We start from the raw sequence: 19649 nt of genomic DNA on the forward strand, positions 1-19649 counted from the left end.
CAGAAGTCGTATTTAAACTCTCCGACGCCAGGGTTAACTGCCTTGGCGTTTTTACATCTGACGACTATAACTTGGTAATCGCCCTACGGAAAATCGTTTTCAAAGGCTCCAGGTCTAAATAAACACCAGCGATATTTGCCTCAACCCACTGCTCTTTGGTCAATTCTGGCCAAGTAAGATCGTAGCCAAGCACGAACAGCATCTCCTCAAAGAAAAAACGCTGTACTCGCCCGTTCCCCTCTCTGAAGGGGTGGAGCAAATTGATTTCACAAAACAGTGACGCAACTTCTTCAATGAGCTTTTCCTGCTCGTCAATCTGACTTAGTGCCGGAATCAGTTTGAATAATTTCTCGCCTTCAATTTCGATACGGGGAACGGTACAAAAGCGCGTTTCACCCTTGGAAATATCGACTTCACGTAGTTGGCCCGCCCAGCGGAATAAGTCCTGAAAAAGGTAAAAATGGAGGAATTTTAGATGGGAAAAGGTAAATTCTTCGATGGATGTCAGTTTACTTTGATAAGTGCGATAGCGCTCTGCCGTAAACGCTATTTCAGCCTCGGCAAGTTCATCACCGTCTTTCAGATTCAGCAGATTAATCAGAACATCGCTATCTGGGTAACAGTATCTATCATGATAAGCGCCATATTTATCTCGCATACTTCCTTTTTAACTCAGCTATCGAGCGATGCTCATTCTCTTCCTTCAGCAACATGCCCTCATATTTTAGACTAACTTTGTAGTTTTCAGGTTTTGGCGAAAATATTTTTTTCTTTTGCGCTGTTGAATCAGAAGATGGATTGGACATAAATACCCCTGCTTTAAATAACGTGGTTAAGTTTAACCCACAATGACGCATGCTTCTACAACAGGCCTTACAGCGCTCTCTAGGTGCGCAGCAAGGCATTTTCGGCTAATTCCCACCAGCAATATCAATAAAGCTTCCAGTCACAAACGAAGCCTTCTCTGAAAGTAGCCAAGCTATAGATTCTGCCACTTCTTCCGCTGTCCCACCTCGCTTAAGCGGGATTTTCGGAGCCAACCTATCAACGCGCCTTGGCTCACCACCGTCGGCGTGCATTTCAGTATAGATGCATCCCGGTCTGACACCATTGACGCGAATCCCTCTTTCCGCCAATTCCAACGATAGCCCTTTAGTGAGCGAATCCATGGCGCCTTTTGAAGCCGCATAGTCGACATATTCAAACGGTGCACCCGTGCGTGATGCGGCCGAAGAAACATTCACAATCGCTCCTTTCGTCTCTTCACCCAATTGATTAATGTAAGTTTTACAGCAGACAAAGCAACTGATGACGTTGGTGTCGAGAACTTGTTTAAATCGCTCTACCGAGATGTCGCTGAGCGTAGACTGGCTGAACAAAATACCGACGTTGTTAACTAAGTGAGTCACCGTGCCATACCGCTGACGCGTTGCAATGAACATCGCTTGAACTTGATCTTCCATCGTCATATCGGCTTGGAAGGCGAAGGCATCCCCACCCGCTGTTCTAATGTCACTCACTACTTGCTCGGCGCATTCTTTATTGTTTAAGTAATTCACACAAACTGCGTAACCTTGGTGAGCGAGCAGTTTTGATGTCGCAGCGCCAATACCGCGGCTACCACCAGTGACAATCACCACTTTTTCCATTTGAACATCCTATGTCATTAGTGTTGGGTAAGTTAAAAATTGAACAGTTTTACAGTGTAAACTGTCTACTCCCAGTATGACCAAAATAGACAGATATTAAAATGGTTGCTTATTTAGATCACAAGAAATACTTACAACGGCTATATTTAGATATAAAAAAACCGAGCTAGGCTCGGTTTTTTGCAGTTTCCGTTGCGCATTATAGCTCAGCGTTATGGTAAACCTGCTGAACGTCATCACAATCATCAAGCATATCCAGGAATTTCTGGAATTTCTCAGCATCTTCACCCGCGACTGGCGTGTGAGTCTGAGGAACGAAGGTGATCTCTTCGACATCAATAGTCAAATCTGGGAAAGCACCGTTTAGCGCTGTCTTTGTTTTAAAGAATTCAGTGTGCGGTGCAAATACAGTGATCACGCCGTCTTCAAGCTCAACGTCAGTCACATCCACGTCTTCCATCATTAGCGTTTCTAGGATGACTTCGTCGTCATCGCCTTTGAACTGGAATACCGCTTGGTGATCGAACATGTGAGACACAGAACCTTCAACACCAATTTTCGCGCCTGATTTTACAAAACACTGGCGAACATCTTGGAAAGTACGGTTACCGTTATCTGTTAAGCAGTCAACGATAACACTTGTACCGCCAGGGCCAAAGCCTTCGTAACGCGCAGGAGCGTAATCTTCACCGCCGCCGCCGTTGGCTTTATCAATCGCTTTGTCGATAACGTGTGCTGGAACTTGGTCTTTTTTCGCTTTCGCGATCAGGTGCTTAAGAGACAAGTTCATGTCTGGGTCTGCACCGCCATTTTTCGCGCACATGTAAATTTCTTTACCGTATTTGGAATAAACTTTAATTTTTGCGCCCGCTGTTTTCGCCATTGAGGCTTTGCGCACTTCAAAACTTCTTCCCATCGGGATGTTCTCTCTAATTCAATTTAACGCGAAGGATTTTAGCAAAAAGCGTCATCTTTTCAATTTTTCACCCTTTGCAAAGAAATGGGTGCTCAAACTACGCCCATTACTCGCTTGTATTTAGCCACAGATTCTAAGAAGAACGACCTTTCGTTTTCATCTCTGATTTTCTCCGCTTCCTGAGTAATTTCATCAGGGCCCGCTTTCGCTTCACGAAGCTTCCACACCAAAAATGACGCTTGTTTATCTAGTTCAACCTTGTTCTTCTCTTCTGGAGGAAGGTTTGAAAGGTTAATCGACATAGGACAGCTCTGTCTCTGTAAAAATATGGAGTGGAAATATAACACACCAGAGCAGAAAGTTGAGAGGGAATCGGAGCTTGAGGATTGGATCAGATCAAAAAATACTGAAAAACAAAGGGTGGCTAACTTCCTTCACCACCCTTACGTATTTGCAATAGTGAGCACTGAACTAGTGAATAAGACCTAGTTCCTTGGCCTCTTCAATCGTTAAACCACTTTCGCGGATCTCTCTCATTGCTTCAATACGACGACGAGCTTCCGATGATTTAACGCTTCTGTCAGGCTTTTGTGACTCTACTTCTTCCGTGAAGTCCCACGTTTCTGCAATTTTAGTCATTTCATCATGGTCAATAGAATTAATGGACATTGTAACCTCCGAACAAACCATGCAAGGGACAGCTAATCTGTAGCAAAAGCACGATACCCTTGTTAAGAATTTTAGCTCTAGAATGTGATACTGCTAATAGATTAGAAACTCTTAACTATTTTCCTATAAATAGGTTTTGCTAAGGCAAAAATCTAACAGTACATTTAGAGAATTGTCCCTGCATTTTCGAACCCGATCCGTCTCGCATTTTTGCAGCATCAGCCGTAATTACACCTCCTTTACACTCTGCTAAAATTTCATACCAGACAGAATAGTTTTCGAGTCAGTTCACCATTTTTACTCACACTTCTTTTCACACGCGAAACAAGAGTTAATGATAATCATTATCTTTTAGTTTGTGAGTTAAGTGAGATTATGAGTCATCAAGATGTTGAACATGCCTTTCACCCCAATCCCATCATTCAAATCAGAGAGCTCTGCGTTGATTACATTACCGATAATGGTGATTTCAGAGCGGTAAACTCGGTGAGTTTTGACATAGGCAAAGGGGAGATATTTGGCCTAGCTGGTGAATCGGGATGCGGAAAAAGTACCATCGCATTTGCGATTAATCGTCTTCACAAGCCACCCGCTTTCATTTCTGGAGGGCAGATACTGTTCGAAGGGAACGATCTATTAAAATTGTCCGATCAGGAGATCAATAGCATTCGGTGGAGTGAGATTGCGATGGTATTTCAAAGTGCCATGAATTCGTTAAACCCTGTATTGACCGTCCTAGAGCAGTTTTCAGACGTGTTGAGACATCATCAAGGTTTGAGTGATGAAATTGCGAAACAGAAGGCCGAGAAACTCTTGGATCTGGTCAATATCCCTCGCGACCGCATCACAGAATATCCGCACCAGTTTAGTGGCGGTATGCGACAACGTTTGGTGATCGCGATAGCCCTATCTCTCAACCCGAAACTGATCATTATGGATGAACCCACCACCGCGTTGGATGTGGTAGTTCAGCGAGAAATTCTGCAGCAAATTTACCAACTGCGTGAAGAGTTTGGTTTTTCGATCTTATTTATCACCCACGACTTGGCGCTAATGAGCCAACTGTGTGACCGAATTGCCATAATGAGGCACGGTGAGATTGTCGAAGTCAACCAGTCTAAGAGCATTCGCAACACGCCCCAACATGCCTACACACAAAAGCTTTGGGCATCCTTCCCGAACATTCACGAAGGAAAACACCGCGCACAAGGAGCAGCATTATGAGTAATCCGATTATTTCACTCAACAATGTGGTCAAAGAGTTCACGATTGGCGGCGGATTTGCCGCAGAGGAGCGATTTAAGGCATTGCAAGGGGTCAGCTTTGATTTGTACAAAGGGCGTACCCTAGCTTTGGTAGGAGAATCAGGCTGTGGCAAAAGCACCTGCGCACGACTGATCACTAAGGTCTACCCTGCGACATCAGGGGAAATTTTGTTTAACGGCCACAACATCGACCACATCAAAAGCCGCTCCGATCTGCAAGATTACCGCAGTAAAGTGCAGATGGTGTTTCAAGATCCCTTTGGGTCTCTAAACCCAACCCATACTATCGCGCACCACCTGACTCGCCCTTTGAAAATTCATAAGCAAGTCTCCAGTAAGCAAGACATCCCATCCCGCCTAAGAGAGTTGATCGATTTGGTTGAGCTTGCGCCAGATACGTTAGGTAAATTCCCCCATGAGTTAAGTGGTGGGCAACGTCAAAGGGTAAACCTGGCTCGGGCGCTTGCTGTCGGGGCTGAAGTGATCCTCGCCGACGAACCGACCTCAATGCTGGATGTCTCTATCCGCTTGGGCGTACTGAACCTGATGCAGCGGATGAAAAAAGAGCTGGGGATTGGCTTTTTGTACATTACCCACGATCTTGCTACTGCGCATTACATCGCAGAAGAAACAGCCGTAATGTACAAAGGGCAGATCGTTGAGTGGGGTGACACCCACGCGATCTTAACGGATCCGCAACACCCCTACACGCGATTGCTCATCTCTGCGGTGCCCGATCCGGATCTGCCATTTGGCAAACTAGTGGAAAGTGAACCAAACTACTTACAGGACGCCGAACAAATTCGTGCTGACAGCGCCGTTGTCACCGAAGGTTATGAACAAGTGGGTCCGAACCATTTTGTAAAACAATGGATTAAGGCAGCATGATGCGACTAGATACGTGGGTAGCAGAGATAGAGATCTGTTACGAAAACCGAAAGCATGATCAAGCGAGTACGATGGAATTATTGATCCTCAATGCTCCTGAATCCGTTTGGGGACCAGAGATCACTGATCTACAAAGCAAAGCCATCGCCTGTTGGCTTGATGGTTGCCTACGTATCTACCTCTATTCACGCTACCAAGATCCTGAAAAAGCGTATCAATTTCTGCAACTGGCGTACAGCAAGCTGCAGCAAGTGGTGTGTGAGCCCAGAAGTGAACTGACACTCAAAGACTGGTGTATGAAACGCTTACAGCATTTAGCAGTGTTAAGCCTTGAGTTTTGTAATCAGCAAACTCACACCGCATGGCAAACCAAATCGCACCAGTTGATCGAAGCCCATGTGAACTTTATGGCCGCCCATTCGTGGAATGAACCCCAGAACAATGATCAAGGCCACAGATCGCTGCACTGAACGTATTTGTTACAAATCACGGAAGAATGATCATGGTACTTACGAACCACTCTTTAGGGCTAGAGTACTGAATTTTAGGCAAAAAAAAGCGAGTCCAAAGGAACTCGCAAAATATTCAGAATGAATGTAACAATATGAGCCAATCTATCTGGGATAACAAATCCCATATCTATAAGAAAGGACTAAGGTTGTCTATTCGTGGTGAATCATACACATGCACCTTGCCGTTAATGTCAGTTCACTGTCAGTTATATGTGTGCAGTTTGTCTGCAGGCTGATATCTATGATGCCGTCCACTTTACGTACGGATCAATAATAATAGCCAGCTTTTACGCTGGCTATTGAGTGTATTACACGGCAACTTCATCGAGAGCGCGGAAAACGCTTTCATCCAAATGCCCTTCCAGCACTTGTTTACACACTTTCCTGCGTACAGCAAGGCCCGCAATTAACCGCTCAATGGAGAGGTGCTTATTTTCACGCTGACTATTGTAAAGCTCCACCATCTTACTCAATGTCTCGTATGGGAGCACATTGTCCCCTACCCTCAAGTAATCAAGCTTGTCTATAAGCTCCAGACACTCGTCTTGGATTGAGCTATGGGAATGTCCGGTCATCGCAGCTAAAGCGGCTATAGAGCGTTCTAGGGCCTCTGGAGAGGTATATTTTGACAGAGTGATCGTAATTTCATCGGCATTGATCTCTACCAAGTGTTTTCTTTGTTTCACTCGTCGACCCAATTTGCCTTTTGGCGCTCGTTCTTTTCGTTGGATAGGCTCGAATTCGCCGTCGATAATTTGCGACATTTCTTCAAGCTGCTGCTTGGTGACCATTTCGTTACGCAATGGGTTTGGCAACGTCGGGGCCATGTTACGTTTACCAGCGTTGGTTGTGCGAGCGCGAGAATAACGCAGTACTTCTTCCGCATCACACTTAATGTCAAAGTGATAATCTTTGATCTTACCTTTCTCAAGCATGGTTGAGATCGTTAAGTGATAGCCCCATAAGTTGACGACAAAAAGATCCTCACTGCCCTTTCCGTCAGACAACCTTTTCAATTCACGGATCAAGTCCATCGAGAATCGGCGCCATTCTATATTTCGCGCCAGCTTTTGGTTTAGCTCACTCAGCAGCATGTCATCGGTATGGCGGCGAGACATACGGCTTCGGAAATAACTGTAGAGTTGGAAAACCAGCGTGTGCTGCTTCAGGATCTCCGGCGGAAACAGGAAGAAATAATCACGCGTTAACAGCTCTTCATAGAATGATGGCTCCCATACAAGGATGTATAGGTTCGGTTTAATGCGTATTTCGCCGTCTGCGCCCTCTGTAGGGGCTTCTTCTGATGCAGTGATGGTACGGGCCAAAAATCGGAAACGATCGCTCTTGAAGCCTTCTGGCATGTTTTCGCTTAACCATCGACCGGTAAGTTCATGCAGCTGGAAATCGGTAAACTCAATTCGATCAATGCTGTCACGAATAGAGTCACGCGCAGGACCACTATCCTTTTTTCCACGTAGTGACAAAATATCCGTAATATAAAGCGGGGTTTTATTGGGTACTTGTGTACCATCCAGCTGATATTGATGCTGGTGGTGTTCATGGTATTGAACCGTCAGCGTGAACAGCGCAAACAGCGTCATAAGATCATCGACCGTCATGATATTTTTTGAAGATCGAGTTTCAATGACCGCGCGTGTGCCTGAGATCGAAACCATGCTTTTCTGGTACTGCTTACGGGTACGTGGCGGAGCCAAAGCCTGGTCAATGATCCCAGCCCAATTCGTTGGAGAAACAACAAATTGATCCGCTTCGTCTTTCATCACTGGTGGTGTGTTCAACCCGTGCTCGTTCAATAGACGCTTATTGACTTGGGTTTGAGCTAAAGCCTTCGAACGTTTCTGCTTTTCGTTTTGCTTAACAGATTCGGTCACTAGGCTGGTGGCACCAAGTACTGAAATCAGCTGGCTTGGGTTTACAAAACGGTGCAGCATGGTTTTGCCAGCAAGGCCTTCTTCGAAGCGTACTGGCATTTGGTGAAACAAACCAATATTCACTGCTGCTCTCAGTCGTTGTTGGATAGCCGCGCGCGTCACTTGCCCATCTGTCGCTTCGATCAGTTCTGTCGTAGACACTAAACCATCTTTGCTGCTGAAGCCACGCAAAGAGATAAGGTTCAGAAGCTCTAAGATACTTTTCGTTACCCCTTTAAAATGTTGGTACTGCTCTATCCAATTAACTGCTGTTTCAGAAACCTCAAATAAATGTCCATCTTTGTGGCTTCTTGGGGCTTTGATCAGTACTTTTTCTTCCGAACTCATTCTTAGATCCGTATCACACTGGCCGTAATATCGCTATAGTTCCTGAAGAATAAAGAAAAAAAGATCATAAATAAAGAAAAAACTTGTTGTTTTAAATAACTGATCTTTCTGATTAATATGATCTTAAATGATTATATGATCTATTGATCAGGCTGTGATTTTGCTTTTAACCAACTGTTTAATAACCAGTTTTTTTTTAAGCGTCTGAAAGCATGATCATGTATTTCACGAAAGCATGATCAATAAGTCTTTGAAAGCATGATCAAAAAATGCCAGAACCATGATCATCAAGTGAACGAACACATGATCAAAACAACTACCGAAGCATGATCATCAAGTTCCAACACTTTATCCACAAGCGAATGAATATCTTACCTTTCATACTAGGCCATGGAGACACGATCGTACTTTAAAGCTCCGCAAGAATGATCAAGGAAGAGGATAAAAAAGCAAATTTGAGTCCAAATCTGACTGAAGTGCAAGTTCGATCTACACAAATGAAATGTTATCCACATTTCTAGATATGCATTACTTGGCTCGAAAGCATGATCAAGAAAAGTGGGCTTATACTAAGCTTTACAGCGTGGTTGTTCAATATGAATGATGTATTTAGCTAATTTCTCCCTCGAGCCCTAGTCCATCAGCATTCTTCCGTAATTTCGATGTGTTTTTTCATGCTTCCGAATAGTTGAGATGCTTGATCATTGTTCCGATCTTTTTGCCTATTCGATCATGGGTATGGAATGATTGTGATAGTGCCTATATTTCCTTGATCATTGTTCCTATATAGAGAAATACGCCCGAAAGCATGATCATGATGTTCCCCTTGATCATAGTTTCGGTAATGCTTGAGTCCAACTTTTTCAATTTGATTTTAATATTCGCAAACCTACTACGCTTGGTTCGCTCTGTGCTGTTGTTATGGTCAAAAATACATCGTCCGTAAAATAAACTGTCAAGCTAATCGTTCCGGAGGGTTTTATTTCTTCCTTCTCTTTACATTGTAAATAAGTGACGCTGTGACAATTTAAATCTGTGCTACTTTTACACGCTTAGCCGGCCTTAGCCGGCATAAAAAAGACAAAATTTTGCCGCTTTTTTACTCTCTGCAATAAATTTAGTAAAAGTTTTCTATTTAATGTGATTTTTATCCAGAAGTGAATGTTCACCTTTTTATTGTCTAAAGCTTTAAATGCTGTACAATCGTAAGTAAGTCATTAATAACGGAATTTGGCAATGAAAAGAGAACAAACCATCGAAAGTCTCATTCAATTAGCTGAGCAAACTGCACAGGTTCAGGCTGACCGCATTGAGATTGTGTTGGAAGAGCGAAACGATGATCACTTCCCGCCAATGTCAAAGGCATTGATGGAAACGCGTTCAGGTTTAACCCGACGTAAACTGGACGACGCTATTAGCAAATTAGAAGAATCTGGCCATCAGTTTACAAAAAACAATGCCAACCATTACTCGATCTCGCTTCAAGAAGCTCATATGTTGATGGATGCGGCTGGCATACCTAAATTCCATGAACGTAAGAAAAACGGTGACAATAAGCCTTGGATTATCAACGTGCAGAACCAGAAGGGTGGTACAGGTAAATCCATGACAGCGGTTCACCTCGCAGCGTGCTTGGCACTGAATCTTGATAAGCGTTACCGCATTTGTCTTATCGACTTGGACCCTCAGGGGTCACTTCGTTTGTTCTTAAACCCACAAATCAGCACTGCAGACCATGAAAACATTTACTCTGCGGTGGATGTTATGCTGGATAACGTGCCTGAGGGGACAGAGGTTGACACCGATTTCTTGCGCAGAAACGTGTTGCTTCCAACGCAATACCCAAACTTGAAGACAGTATCTGCATTCCCTGAAGATGCGATGTTTAACGCTGAAGCGTGGCAAAACTTGTCTCAAAATCAGTCGCTAGACATTGTGAAGCTGCTGAAAGAAAAGTTGATCGACAAAATTGCGGATGACTTCGATGTCGTCATGATTGATACCGGTCCACACGTTGACCCACTGGTTTGGAATGCGATGTATGCATCTAACGCGCTGCTAATTCCGTGTGCGGCTAAGCGTTTAGACTGGGCGTCAACCGTTAACTTCTTCCAGCATCTTCCGACCGTGTACGAAATGTTCCCAGATGACTGGCAAGGTTTGGAGTTTGTTCGTTTAATGCCGACCATGTTTGAAGATGACAATAAAAAGCAGGTCGCCGTTCTAACGGAAATGAACTACTTGTTGGGTGATCAAGTGATGATGGCGACTATTCCACGTAGTCGAGCATTCGAAACCTGTGCCGATACTTACAGCACGGTATTTGACTTAACAACAAGCGATTTTGAAGGTGGTAAGAAGACGCTCGCTACCGCTCAGGATGCGGTACAGAAAAGCGCACTAGAGCTTGAACGCGTACTTCATAGTCATTGGACTTCACTAAATCAGGGGTAAATAGATAATGGCAATTAAAACTTCAGATTTAAACGCAAGATTATTTGGTAAGGCGAACAAACGCCACGTAACTACACCGCAGCAAGCTCAGCAGGCGGCAAAAGAGCAAGCTCAAGTGATTGAACTGGCAGTGGCTGGTGAAGATACCGTTCAGTTTGAATTATTACGTATTCCGGCTCATGAAGTCAGCGATGCAACCGTCGTGTTTGCTGAAAATGCCCGTGAGCAGTCTTTTCTGAACGAGCACGCACTGTCTGATGTGTTGGTTACGTTAAGAGAGCGTGGTCAGCAATATCCAGCGGTGGGTCGTAAGCGTGAAGATGGCAAAATTGAAGTTCTAGACGGCAGCCGTCGCCGCATGTCTTGTATCTTAGCGGAAAAAGAATTCCTTGTTTACGTGGGCGAAAACATCAGCGGCGAACACGCTAAGTTCCTGTCAGATGTCGCTAACGCGCATAAGCCGCTTTCTCTGTTTGAGAAAGGGAAAGAAATGTTGGCCAAACTAGAAAGTGGCGAAGCGGAAGACCAAAAAGCGCTGGCTAAAATGTTCCAGTGCAGTGAAGCGTTAGTCAGTGGGGCATTGAAGGCGGCGGATTTACCGCTTGAGCTGCTACAAGCATACCCTAATGTGGCTGATTTGGGTCGTCCAACGATCGTAAAACTGCATAAGCAATACAATACGCTCGATGATAAAAAACGTTCTGAACTGCTAGGCAAGTGCCAGTCAGAAGATGGATTTGTTTGGCAGCGTAGTGCAGCGCAAGGTGTCGCTCGCATTACTAAAGATGTTACAGAGACCATTGAAGCCTGGATTGAAGAGTTGGCGCCAACGAAAGCGAAAGCAGTCGCGAAAACCGATTTAATCAAAGGGCGTGCTAGCTATGTTCGTAAGGGTAACAACCTGTCACTAAACCTTAAAAAGGTTGACGATTCGCTAATGCAAGAAATCCTCGATTTCGTTTCAGGTAAATTGAGCTAACGTCCCTTAAGTTCGTTTTAAAAGCCGCCGAGAGCGGCTTTTTTTGTGCCATAATATTGCTCTTCTAATGTTGTTCTTTATTTGAGTTTGTCATGGTTGCCACCCCAAAATTTGTACGTCAGCTTATTCATTCCGCTTCTGCCAGCCACCACCGTTATGGTGTGGTATTAAAGGGCGATCAGCCGTGGCAGCTGCAATGGCTTAAGCAAATCTCCCGCGAAGTATCGAGCAATCAAATCTTCCAGGTGGGTGGAGATGCCCATTCTTTTTCTCATCAGTGCGTTCGTTATTCAAAAGGGCAGCGTCTATTAGGACAAGAATGCCAGCTACTTATTTGTGACTTCACGGAAGGGTTTGACGCCAATAGTTTCAGTGCTGCACTTGGCTGCGTTGTCGGTGGAGGGCTGGTTGTTATTATACCCAAGCCGACACCATCAAATGCAGTGGATGATCAGTGGCTGGAGAATGCTTTAGGTAAGTTAATTTTTGTTGAGCAGAATCAGCCACTGCCTTGTATTCCTGCACAAGTTGATACCACCTTAGAGGCTTATTCCCAGCAAAACCTAGCGGTTGAGAAAATCAGAAAAGTGATAGAAGGACACAGAAAACGTCCGTTAGTGATCACGGCAGATAGAGGAAGAGGGAAGAGCAGTGCGCTGGGCATTGCGGCGGCAGAGCTTATGCTAGCTCGAAGCATTCATATTATGGCTACCGCGCCAACGCTTGCAACGATTCAACCTGTGTTTGAGCACGCACTACGTTTGTTGCCACAAGCGAAGCAAGAAAAGGGGAGGCTTACTTTTGATGACTCTGTATTAGAGTTTGTTGCGCCCGATGAACTGCTGCGCAATCAGCCTACGTGTGATTGTCTTTTTGTCGATGAAGCATCGGCGATTCCTATTCCCATGCTGAAAAAAATGGTCGAACACTACCATCGCGCTGTTTTTTCTACCACGGTCCATGGGTACGAAGGTTGTGGTCGCGGCTTCACACTCAAATTCCAGTCATGGCTAGCTAAGCATCGCCCTAATTATAATCATATCCATCTTGATCAACCGATACGCTGGAATAGCAACGACCCGCTCGAACAATGGCACTTTGATTCGTTTTTGTTAGATGCGGAATTACAGAAATTACCTAAGGGACAGCAAGACGGCGGGATACTTACTCATATCACCAAACAGCAATTACTCCAACAACCACAACTGCTTCGTGCTTGTTTTGCCTTATTGGTGAATGCACATTATCAAACATCACCCAATGACCTAATGTTATTACTCGCAGACGATGCGATTCAGCTCTATGCCTCTTTTTCTGGTGACGTGTGCATAGGCTGCGTATTGACGGTGCAAGAAGGTGAATTGGATGAGGCTCTAATTGAGCAGATACAGCAGGGGAAACGCCGCCCTAAAGGACACCTAGTCGCCACCACACTGGCGAATCAACTGGGAGTTACCCAAGCTGCTTGTTGCCGCAGTCTTCGAATCATGCGCATTGCTGTTCATCCTCAACTGCAAAGACAGGGAGTAGGGCAGCGATTGCTGTCACAGCTGAGAGAGATAACAGAAGCTGAGTTTTACTCCACCAGTTTTGGTGCTACAGCCGAACTGGTCTCGTTCTGGAAGAAATGTGGTTTCATGCCAGTTAAGTTAGGCAGCGCGAGAGAGCAAGCGAGTGGAACACATTCTTTGGTCATGGTTTCTGGCGACGGTACTTGGATGAAAGATGTCGAGTCCTACTTCCGTCAGTTTATCCAGTTTTCAATTTCTACCTTGTTTCAAGATCTCGAACTCGACCTAGTACGAGTGTTGTTACAAGATGAGAGTTCTTCACTTAACCCCACAGCCGTGCACTTAATCGAAAACTACGCTAAGGGCGGGTCAAGTTATGATAGCGTCGCGCCGGTATTTGCGGCTTGGTGGATGGCGTATCCAAAGCGACTGATGTCAGCCAGTGATTTTCTCATTCGTAAGTTCGTACAAAACTGTTCTTGGGAGCAATGTGTGAAAGAGTTTGCCTTGGTTGGTAAGAAACAAGCTGAGCTACAACTAAGGAGTGACATGGCAGACCTGCTATCTAACCTGAATTTACACTGTAAAAAGTAGCCTCACTCACCCGTTCTCAATCTCAATTTACACTGTAAAAATCAGAGCTTACTTTTTACAGTGTAAATCTGAACACAACACCCACTCAGCAGTCGAATCCACAATCCTCCTTTCCCGTTGAATAACACCATTCAGTGACTAGGCTCTAATTTGTAGTACTTTGGATTTAGATAACTTCTAAAATTGCATACACTCAAAACAGGATGTTTTATAGGCTCGTAGTATATGTGGGAAAAGTTGTTGGAACTATCCGAGGATAAGCTCTCTGTCTTAGCCAAACTGATGCCTGATGTCGAACTTGATAACAGCACCGATCAGCAAGGGCTTGAAAATGCGTTGGAGCAAATTCAAGCCCAAGATTATTTCGTCTTGGACGAGGAAGTCGACCGCTTTCTGAAACTTGCGAAAAAAAGCGAAACAGAAGCCTACGAAGGCGTAACTATCGCTGAGGTGAGAGATGTTCAGGTTCAGGTCGTGATTTCAGAAAATGATATGCTGGCCACCATGGTGCTGACTGGGGCTTATCAAGGTCAGCCTCTCACTGGGCCTAAGATTGTCAATGCTCTTGCAGAAGCACATGTCGTAAAAGGGATTAATAAACTAGCGCTCAAGAAAGTTTTAGTCATGAGCCACAAGCTCAAACCAGGCGAAACTTTTGAGCAACCTGTCGCGATCGGCAAGCCACCCGTCGATGGTCAAGATACAGAGTTACGTGCTCTGGTAGAAGACCCAACCAAGCTAGTTCTCGCGCCCAAAGAAAAGCAGGGCGAAGGAAAAGTCGACATGCTGAACCTAGGCGGGACCGTTTCCGTCGCCGAGGGTGACGCGTTAATGGAAAGAATCCCTGCGACAGAGGGCGAAGCGGGTGTATCGGTTCTTGGTCGTGTTATTCCTGCGAAAGTAGGTAAAGATATGCTGCTGAAAGAAGGCAAGGGATCGGTTATTTCCAATGAGAATCCAAACTTATTAATCGCGGCGATATCTGGTATGCCAGTGATTCATGATCGCAGTGTGGATGTCACAGAAGCGATTTGTCTGCCGACTGTTGGTGTTGGTACCGGGCATGTGAAATTTAAAGGGGACGTCGTCGTACTGGGTAATGTCGAATCTGACATGATTGTACGCGCTACAGGGAGTGTCACGGTTGGTGGGTTTATCGAATCCGCTGATGTGCAGGCTAAAGGCGATATTCATGTTGCTAAGGGAATTATTGGCCACAACGTTTCTGAAGGTGAAGAGAGAAGCTGTGTTGTGAAATCGGGCGGCTCGATTTATGCCAAATACGCGCAGTTCTCAGAGCTTCAAGCGGCGGAAGACATCCACCTAGATGTGCACTGTATGAATAGTGAAGTTCGTTGTGGTAAAGATTTGATTGTGTCTGATGCCAATGGAAAACAAGGCACGCTCAGCGGTGGACACGCAAAAGTGGGTGGAAAAGTGAAGTGTGTCGAATTGGGTGTAGAAGGTGATACGGCTACATACGTTGAAGCCTTTGCTCGTTTCCAGACTTATAAAGAACGCCAGGCCAAACTTAAAGAGCAATACACCCAATCTCAAGAAGCGACCATGGCGGTTATTCGCCAAGAGCTTGAGCTGAAAAAAATACCTAAATCAGAACGTACCCCAGAGCAAGAGCAAACGCTTGAAACGCAAAAGCTAGAAGCCAATACAAATTTAGAAGCGGCCAAACTTGCAAGGGACGTCAATGAAGCCGATCTTAACCACGCGCTTGAAGAGGCCAAAATTGAAGTGACAGGTAAAGTCTTCACCCACGTGACGGCACAGTTTGGCGATGAAAAGATCACAACCAAGCGAGTTCATGGTCCAAGTATTTTCTCGTTCAATCAGTATGAGATTAAATGTAGCTCGATGTTGGATGAAGAAGCCTTCGAGCAAGATGAGGTTTAGCTAGCTTGGGGAGCGTTACAGTGAAGCGTAACCTTTTATAGTAAACCGCACTAAAAAAGCCAGTTACCTTTCGGTACTGGCTTTTGTATTTCTAAGGGTTTTGATGCGTTCAGTAAAGCCGCTATTTAGACTCGATAATGCTCTATTTCATTTTTCAGCGTATCAGATAGCTGAGCAAGCTCATGTGTGGCGGTACTGCTTTGCTCAGCGCCCGTTGCGGTTTGTTGGGAAATTTCACTGATCGCAGAAATATTGGCATTGATTTCTTCGGTGACTAAGCTTTGCTCTTCGGCTGCCGTCGCAATTTGAACGTTCATTGCGGAAATTTGATCAACGCTCTCTTTGATCTTAATGAGTGATTCTCCCGCTTCTCTTGATTTCTCAACGGTGGCTAATGCGCTATTCGCACCGGCTTCTAGTCGTTGTGTTGAATCTCGGCTCCCTTGTTGTAAGCGCTGGATGGTTTGTAATATTTCCTGGGTTGATTCTTGCGTTTTACTGGCCAGTGAGCGCACTTCGTCGGCAACGACGGCGAAACCACGGCCTTGCTCACCGGCTCTGGCTGCCTCAATCGCGGCATTCAGAGCCAGCAGGTTGGTCTGCTCAGAAATGCCTTGAATCACATCGACCACGCTACCAATCTCTTCAGAGTGCTGTGCTAAGACATGCATGGACTCGACCGACTCCTGCAACTCTTGAGACAGACTCTCGATCATCTCAATACTTTGCTTCACAACGCTTTGCCCACTTTCTGCGGCTAGGTCTGCTTGCTCAGAAGCATCTGCAGCAGACGCTGCGCTCTGTGCGACTTCGTGAACGGTTGCGGTGAATTCATTGATTGCGGTCGCGACTTGTTCTGTCTGCGCTTGCTGGGAAACAATGTTTTGTTTGGTTTGCTCAGCAATGGCAGAGTTTGATTCCGCTGATTTCGCTAGCTGGTCGATTGAATCACGATTGGTTTGTACAACGTGTTGGAAGCTAGACACAATCTTGTTGACCGACTCCGCAATGTCATTGAACTCGTCGTTACCTTGTATAGCGATACGTTGAGTGAGGTCACCAGCGGCGATGTCTCTTGCTGATTGTTCCAATTGCTGAGCAGACTGGTTGACTCGACGAGCGATCAATAATGACATCGCAGTAATAAACAGCAAAGCAAGTACGGCAATCGCACTGACAACGACAATGAAACGCTGGGTGTTTTCTTGAGCGCGTTTAAAGCTCGCGGCACCTTGTTGCTCTTGCATTGATAAGAACAAGTCTGCGCTTTGATATGCCTCGATGTACAGAGGGTTTATTTTGGTCAGCAGAATGAAGTTTGCTTGATTGAAATCTTGTTGATGGAGCTGTTCTATCGCTGGATTAAACCCTTGTTCGGTGATGACATCCAGTGTTGATGCGAGATTTTTTACTACCTCGATATGCTCTTGGCGCAAATCTGATGTGAGCAACTCATCGTCTACAATACGGTGTAGATTTGTTATTGCTGACTCAATATCTGAGATGTGTCTATCGAGCGGGTGATCGTGCATTGAAGCAAACTTTGAAGACGGATCGTGTTGGAAGGCGAGCAGTAAAGAACTGCGTGCATTGCCGAGTTCATCGATCACTTTACTGGTCCTAAAACTTTGCTGCATTCCTTGGCGATACATAGTATCTAAGTATCCTTCGCTCTCTTGCATCCCAGTTACACCTTGGTAGCCAAGTATCGTAAATGCGGCGAAGATAAATAGTATATTGACTCTTAATTTAACACTTACTTTGGAAAAGTGTTGGAGCCAGCTTGCTTGGTTGGTTTGCACAGAGTGGCTGCGATGAGAGGCGGGCATATATATCGTTACCTTTTATTTAGTGTTTTCTTATTTATCTAAATTGGAACACTTTAGGTAGTAGATTAAGATGATGTGAGTCATAGATCTCAATTCGCTAAAAGCCTTGTTTGATTAGAGTGTTATTGCGGTCATGTTTTTCTATATATTTTGTATGTAAGTGCGACGCAAAGTGTGAAATTAACACTTAATCAGTAGGAAATATTGAGAGCTTAGTTTGCCAAGGGGAGTGTAGGCGATTCGTATGAAAGAGGCCGTGTAAGCCTCTTTTTGAGAGGAAATAGCGAGAGTATGAAGCTTATTTAAAGCAGACGTCGGCCCAGCGTGCTAAACCCGCGGTTACCGAACCAAAGTAGTTACCACTCACGACAGGTATGTGTGGCAATGTTTCTTGCACTGCACCGCGCAGAATGGGAGAGCGTGCAGAGCCACCCGTCATAAAGATAGCGTCTGGTGTCGCGCCACCTTGCATAACGGCTTCTTTGACCAATTCAGCCATCTTTTGTTTTGGCGACTCGATGGCGTTGATCATGTCTTCGAAACGAATATCTACTTCCAGCCGTTCTGACAGTAGCTCCATCATGACTCGATATTGGCTATGATCGGACAACGCAATTTTGGCTTCTTCAGCATGGCGAACAATGCGATAGCCTAATGTTTCATGGAATACTTCTAGCAACCGAGCCAGCTTCTCCGGTTCTTGCGCTTCTTTTTTTAGTTGCATCAAACTGGTTAAGTTAGAACGAGAATAGAAATCGGTTTGCGCGTCAACACTATTGATTGCAATCGGGTTCCAAAACTGGATATGTGGCATCGCGATGTTGGCAATGGTTTTACTGCCGAGGCCAAAAGGGGTCATCAGTTGTTTAAAAGCCAGTGCTATATCGAGATCATTTCCGCCCACACGTTGTCCACTATGTGCGAGCAAACTTTGCGTCCTATCCGGCTGGCCGCGCCAGTTTGGCCCCATTTCGATTAGCGAGCAGTCTGTGGTACCACCACCAATATCCACCACCAGCACAGTTTTGTTCTCCGTGAGTGTGGCTTCGTACTCCAAGCCAGCCGCAACAGGCTCAAACTGAAATTCTATGTTTTTAAAGCCCGCACGTTTGGCGGCTTTGAGTAGGATCGCTTCGGCTTGTTGGTTAGCAGCTTCGCTATCTCTGCCGTGAAAGTTCACAGGGCGACCAATCACGGTATCTTGGATAATTTCTTGTGCGTCAGATTCCGCATTGCGTTTAATGTTATCCATCATCGCGCAGACCAGATCTTCAAAGAAACTGATTTGTACGTCTCGCAGACCAGACGCACCCAGAAAAGACTTGGGTGATTTTACATAGTAAGTTTCACTGGGTTCCTCAAGATAGAGATCCAATGCCGCGTTGCCAAAGGCAAGATCAGACGCTTCTAGCTGAATGTCTTCTTCGCGGTTTAACGCGATCGCCCGGCGTAAAACTTGCTCACCCAATGCATCAAAGGGTTTGATGTCTCTGTGCTTGAAAAGATATTCCGCGACAGATTCACGCGTTGGGGCTGCCAATGTTGACGGGATATAGGTACTGTCACCTTCTAGTTTGAGGAGTGTTGGCTCTCCTTCCACCATTTTTGCTACAGAACAGTTGGCCGTACCATAGTCAAATCCAATAAACATATTCACTCCTACACATGAAAAAAGGTCGGCAATGCTACCTCAATGCGGATACGTTTTCTACATCGTTACTTGGCCGTTGTGTAACTTTGAATTTTTACGTGGATAAAAAGTGTGGATGTTTGACCGCGTTGTTTCGGTTGTTGTCCCCTTGTGGTTAGACATGGATCTCATGTAAATACGTTTTAAAGTGCTAGAATTGGTCACATAACCATCTATTTATGTTCCACTAAGAGCGACAAAAGGGGTTACTATGTTAGGTGAAGATCATTCTCTGTTAAGTGAATTTCCAGAATACAAAGATACGATCACAGCACTGTCTCAATCGGACGAAGCATTTCTTGCCGATATGAAGCAATACGATCTTTTAGACCAGGAGATCCGGAAACTCGAATTGCGAGACTCGCCAGTCAGTGATGAAGAAATGCTAAAAATGAAACAGGATCGGGCGGCAATGAAAGACGATCTTCACATCAAGATCACCCAAGCCGCGAATTAGATCAACAGCAGAGAAAGGCAGAAACAACGTGTTTCTGCTTTTTTGATCG

16 protein-coding genes are annotated in these 19649 nt (G+C 45.1%); 8 read left to right on the plus strand and 8 right to left on the minus strand.

All coding sequences use genetic code 11. The annotated features are described in order from the left end of the window. Positions 1 to 64 precede the first annotated feature (64 nt). The 5 genes from VNE01S_RS03650 to VNE01S_RS03675 all read right to left on the minus strand — a co-directional run bounded on the left by VNE01S_RS03650 (position 65) and on the right by VNE01S_RS03675 (position 3234). Positions 65 to 658 carry a Fic/DOC family protein gene (locus tag VNE01S_RS03650; RefSeq protein ID WP_053396013.1) on the minus strand — a complete coding sequence of 198 codons (594 nt, stop codon included), beginning with the start codon at positions 656 to 658 and terminating at the stop codon, positions 65 to 67. Between the two features lie 253 nt (positions 659 to 911). Further along, the gene (locus VNE01S_RS03660; protein WP_053396014.1) at positions 912 to 1649 is read right to left on the minus strand and encodes an SDR family oxidoreductase; all 738 of its coding nucleotides are present in this window, start codon (positions 1647 to 1649) and stop codon (positions 912 to 914) included. Positions 1650 to 1848: 199 nt separating this feature from the next. Further along, positions 1849 to 2565: a YebC/PmpR family DNA-binding transcriptional regulator gene (locus tag VNE01S_RS03665; RefSeq protein ID WP_053396015.1), complete on the minus strand. Its 717-nt coding sequence runs from the start codon at positions 2563 to 2565 to the stop codon at positions 1849 to 1851. Positions 2566 to 2657: 92 nt separating this feature from the next. Next, positions 2658 to 2867, minus strand: coding sequence for a DUF3283 family protein (locus VNE01S_RS03670; protein ID WP_053396016.1), 210 nt, complete (start codon positions 2865 to 2867; stop codon positions 2658 to 2660). Positions 2868 to 3036: 169 nt separating this feature from the next. After that, positions 3037 to 3234 (minus strand): PA3496 family putative envelope integrity protein, encoded by a 198-nt coding sequence (locus VNE01S_RS03675; protein ID WP_053396017.1) that lies wholly within the window; start codon positions 3232 to 3234, stop codon positions 3037 to 3039. 375 nt (positions 3235 to 3609) lie between these two features. Here VNE01S_RS03675 and VNE01S_RS03680 point away from each other — a divergent pair, with 375 nt between their 5' ends. The 3 genes from VNE01S_RS03680 to VNE01S_RS03690 are packed head-to-tail and all read left to right on the plus strand — an operon-like array spanning position 3610 to position 5857. Further along, complete coding sequence (locus VNE01S_RS03680; RefSeq protein WP_053396018.1) at positions 3610 to 4458, plus strand: ABC transporter ATP-binding protein; 849 nt, start codon at positions 3610 to 3612, stop codon at positions 4456 to 4458. After that, the gene (locus VNE01S_RS03685) at positions 4455 to 5387 is read left to right on the plus strand and encodes an ATP-binding cassette domain-containing protein (protein ID WP_053396019.1); all 933 of its coding nucleotides are present in this window, start codon (positions 4455 to 4457) and stop codon (positions 5385 to 5387) included. The genes VNE01S_RS03680 and VNE01S_RS03685 overlap by 4 nt, the downstream gene beginning before the upstream one ends. Next, complete coding sequence (locus tag VNE01S_RS03690) at positions 5384 to 5857, plus strand: hypothetical protein (protein WP_053396020.1); 474 nt, start codon at positions 5384 to 5386, stop codon at positions 5855 to 5857. The genes VNE01S_RS03685 and VNE01S_RS03690 overlap by 4 nt, the downstream gene beginning before the upstream one ends. Before the next feature lie 350 nt (positions 5858 to 6207). On the opposite strand, the gene VNE01S_RS03695 is transcribed toward VNE01S_RS03690, so the two are convergent. Continuing rightward, complete coding sequence (locus VNE01S_RS03695) at positions 6208 to 8178, minus strand: replication initiator protein RctB domain-containing protein (protein ID WP_053396021.1); 1971 nt, start codon at positions 8176 to 8178, stop codon at positions 6208 to 6210. 1236 nt (positions 8179 to 9414) lie between these two features. On the opposite strand from VNE01S_RS03695, the gene VNE01S_RS03700 reads away from it, so the two are divergent. The 4 genes from VNE01S_RS03700 (at position 9415) to VNE01S_RS03715 (ending at position 15624) form a co-directional block, all read left to right on the plus strand. After that, the gene (locus tag VNE01S_RS03700; RefSeq protein WP_053396022.1) at positions 9415 to 10632 is read left to right on the plus strand and encodes a ParA family protein; all 1218 of its coding nucleotides are present in this window, start codon (positions 9415 to 9417) and stop codon (positions 10630 to 10632) included. A 7-nt stretch (positions 10633 to 10639) separates the two neighbouring features. Then, entirely contained in the window at positions 10640 to 11611 is a 972-nt protein-coding gene (locus tag VNE01S_RS03705; RefSeq protein ID WP_053396023.1) for a ParB/RepB/Spo0J family partition protein, read from the plus strand. Between the two features lie 92 nt (positions 11612 to 11703). Next, complete coding sequence (locus VNE01S_RS03710) at positions 11704 to 13716, plus strand: GNAT family N-acetyltransferase (RefSeq protein ID WP_053396024.1); 2013 nt, start codon at positions 11704 to 11706, stop codon at positions 13714 to 13716. A gap of 225 nt (positions 13717 to 13941) precedes the next feature. Further along, complete coding sequence (locus VNE01S_RS03715; protein ID WP_053396025.1) at positions 13942 to 15624, plus strand: flagellar assembly protein A; 1683 nt, start codon at positions 13942 to 13944, stop codon at positions 15622 to 15624. A 125-nt stretch (positions 15625 to 15749) separates the two neighbouring features. Here the strand turns inward: VNE01S_RS03715 and VNE01S_RS03720 are convergent, their stop codons facing one another. Further along, on the minus strand, positions 15750 to 17453 hold the full coding sequence (locus VNE01S_RS03720; protein ID WP_053396026.1) for a methyl-accepting chemotaxis protein: 1704 nt from the start codon (positions 17451 to 17453) through the stop codon (positions 15750 to 15752). 298 nt (positions 17454 to 17751) lie between these two features. Next, positions 17752 to 19104, minus strand: coding sequence for a molecular chaperone (yegD, locus tag VNE01S_RS03725; protein ID WP_053396027.1), 1353 nt, complete (start codon positions 19102 to 19104; stop codon positions 17752 to 17754). Positions 19105 to 19354: 250 nt separating this feature from the next. Between yegD and VNE01S_RS03730 the strand changes: the two genes are divergently transcribed. After that, positions 19355 to 19600: an HP1242/YdcH family protein gene (locus VNE01S_RS03730; protein ID WP_053396028.1), complete on the plus strand. Its 246-nt coding sequence runs from the start codon at positions 19355 to 19357 to the stop codon at positions 19598 to 19600. The last annotated feature ends 49 nt before the right edge of the window (positions 19601 to 19649 follow it).

Origin of the sequence: Vibrio nereis NBRC 15637 (assembly GCF_001591105.1) — a bacterium.
GTDB lineage: Bacteria > Pseudomonadota > Gammaproteobacteria > Enterobacterales > Vibrionaceae > Vibrio > Vibrio nereis.

Coding starts and splice junctions, on each gene's coding strand:
- VNE01S_RS03675 (WP_053396017.1), bottom strand. CDS start 3,234: ATGTCCATTAATTCTATTGACCATGATGAAATGACTAAAATTGCAGAA.
- VNE01S_RS03710 (WP_053396024.1), top strand. CDS start 11,704: ATGGTTGCCACCCCAAAATTTGTACGTCAGCTTATTCATTCCGCTTCT.
- VNE01S_RS03700 (WP_053396022.1), top strand. CDS start 9,415: ATGAAAAGAGAACAAACCATCGAAAGTCTCATTCAATTAGCTGAGCAA.
- VNE01S_RS03665 (WP_053396015.1), bottom strand. CDS start 2,565: ATGGGAAGAAGTTTTGAAGTGCGCAAAGCCTCAATGGCGAAAACAGCG.
- VNE01S_RS03685 (WP_053396019.1), top strand. CDS start 4,455: ATGAGTAATCCGATTATTTCACTCAACAATGTGGTCAAAGAGTTCACG.
- VNE01S_RS03715 (WP_053396025.1), top strand. CDS start 13,942: ATGTGGGAAAAGTTGTTGGAACTATCCGAGGATAAGCTCTCTGTCTTA.
- VNE01S_RS03695 (WP_053396021.1), bottom strand. CDS start 8,178: ATGAGTTCGGAAGAAAAAGTACTGATCAAAGCCCCAAGAAGCCACAAA.
- VNE01S_RS03680 (WP_053396018.1), top strand. CDS start 3,610: ATGAGTCATCAAGATGTTGAACATGCCTTTCACCCCAATCCCATCATT.
- VNE01S_RS03705 (WP_053396023.1), top strand. CDS start 10,640: ATGGCAATTAAAACTTCAGATTTAAACGCAAGATTATTTGGTAAGGCG.
- VNE01S_RS03670 (WP_053396016.1), bottom strand. CDS start 2,867: ATGTCGATTAACCTTTCAAACCTTCCTCCAGAAGAGAAGAACAAGGTT.
- VNE01S_RS03720 (WP_053396026.1), bottom strand. CDS start 17,453: ATGCCCGCCTCTCATCGCAGCCACTCTGTGCAAACCAACCAAGCAAGC.
- VNE01S_RS03660 (WP_053396014.1), bottom strand. CDS start 1,649: ATGGAAAAAGTGGTGATTGTCACTGGTGGTAGCCGCGGTATTGGCGCT.
- yegD (WP_053396027.1), bottom strand. CDS start 19,104: ATGTTTATTGGATTTGACTATGGTACGGCCAACTGTTCTGTAGCAAAA.
- VNE01S_RS03690 (WP_053396020.1), top strand. CDS start 5,384: ATGATGCGACTAGATACGTGGGTAGCAGAGATAGAGATCTGTTACGAA.
- VNE01S_RS03730 (WP_053396028.1), top strand. CDS start 19,355: ATGTTAGGTGAAGATCATTCTCTGTTAAGTGAATTTCCAGAATACAAA.
- VNE01S_RS03650 (WP_053396013.1), bottom strand. CDS start 658: ATGCGAGATAAATATGGCGCTTATCATGATAGATACTGTTACCCAGAT.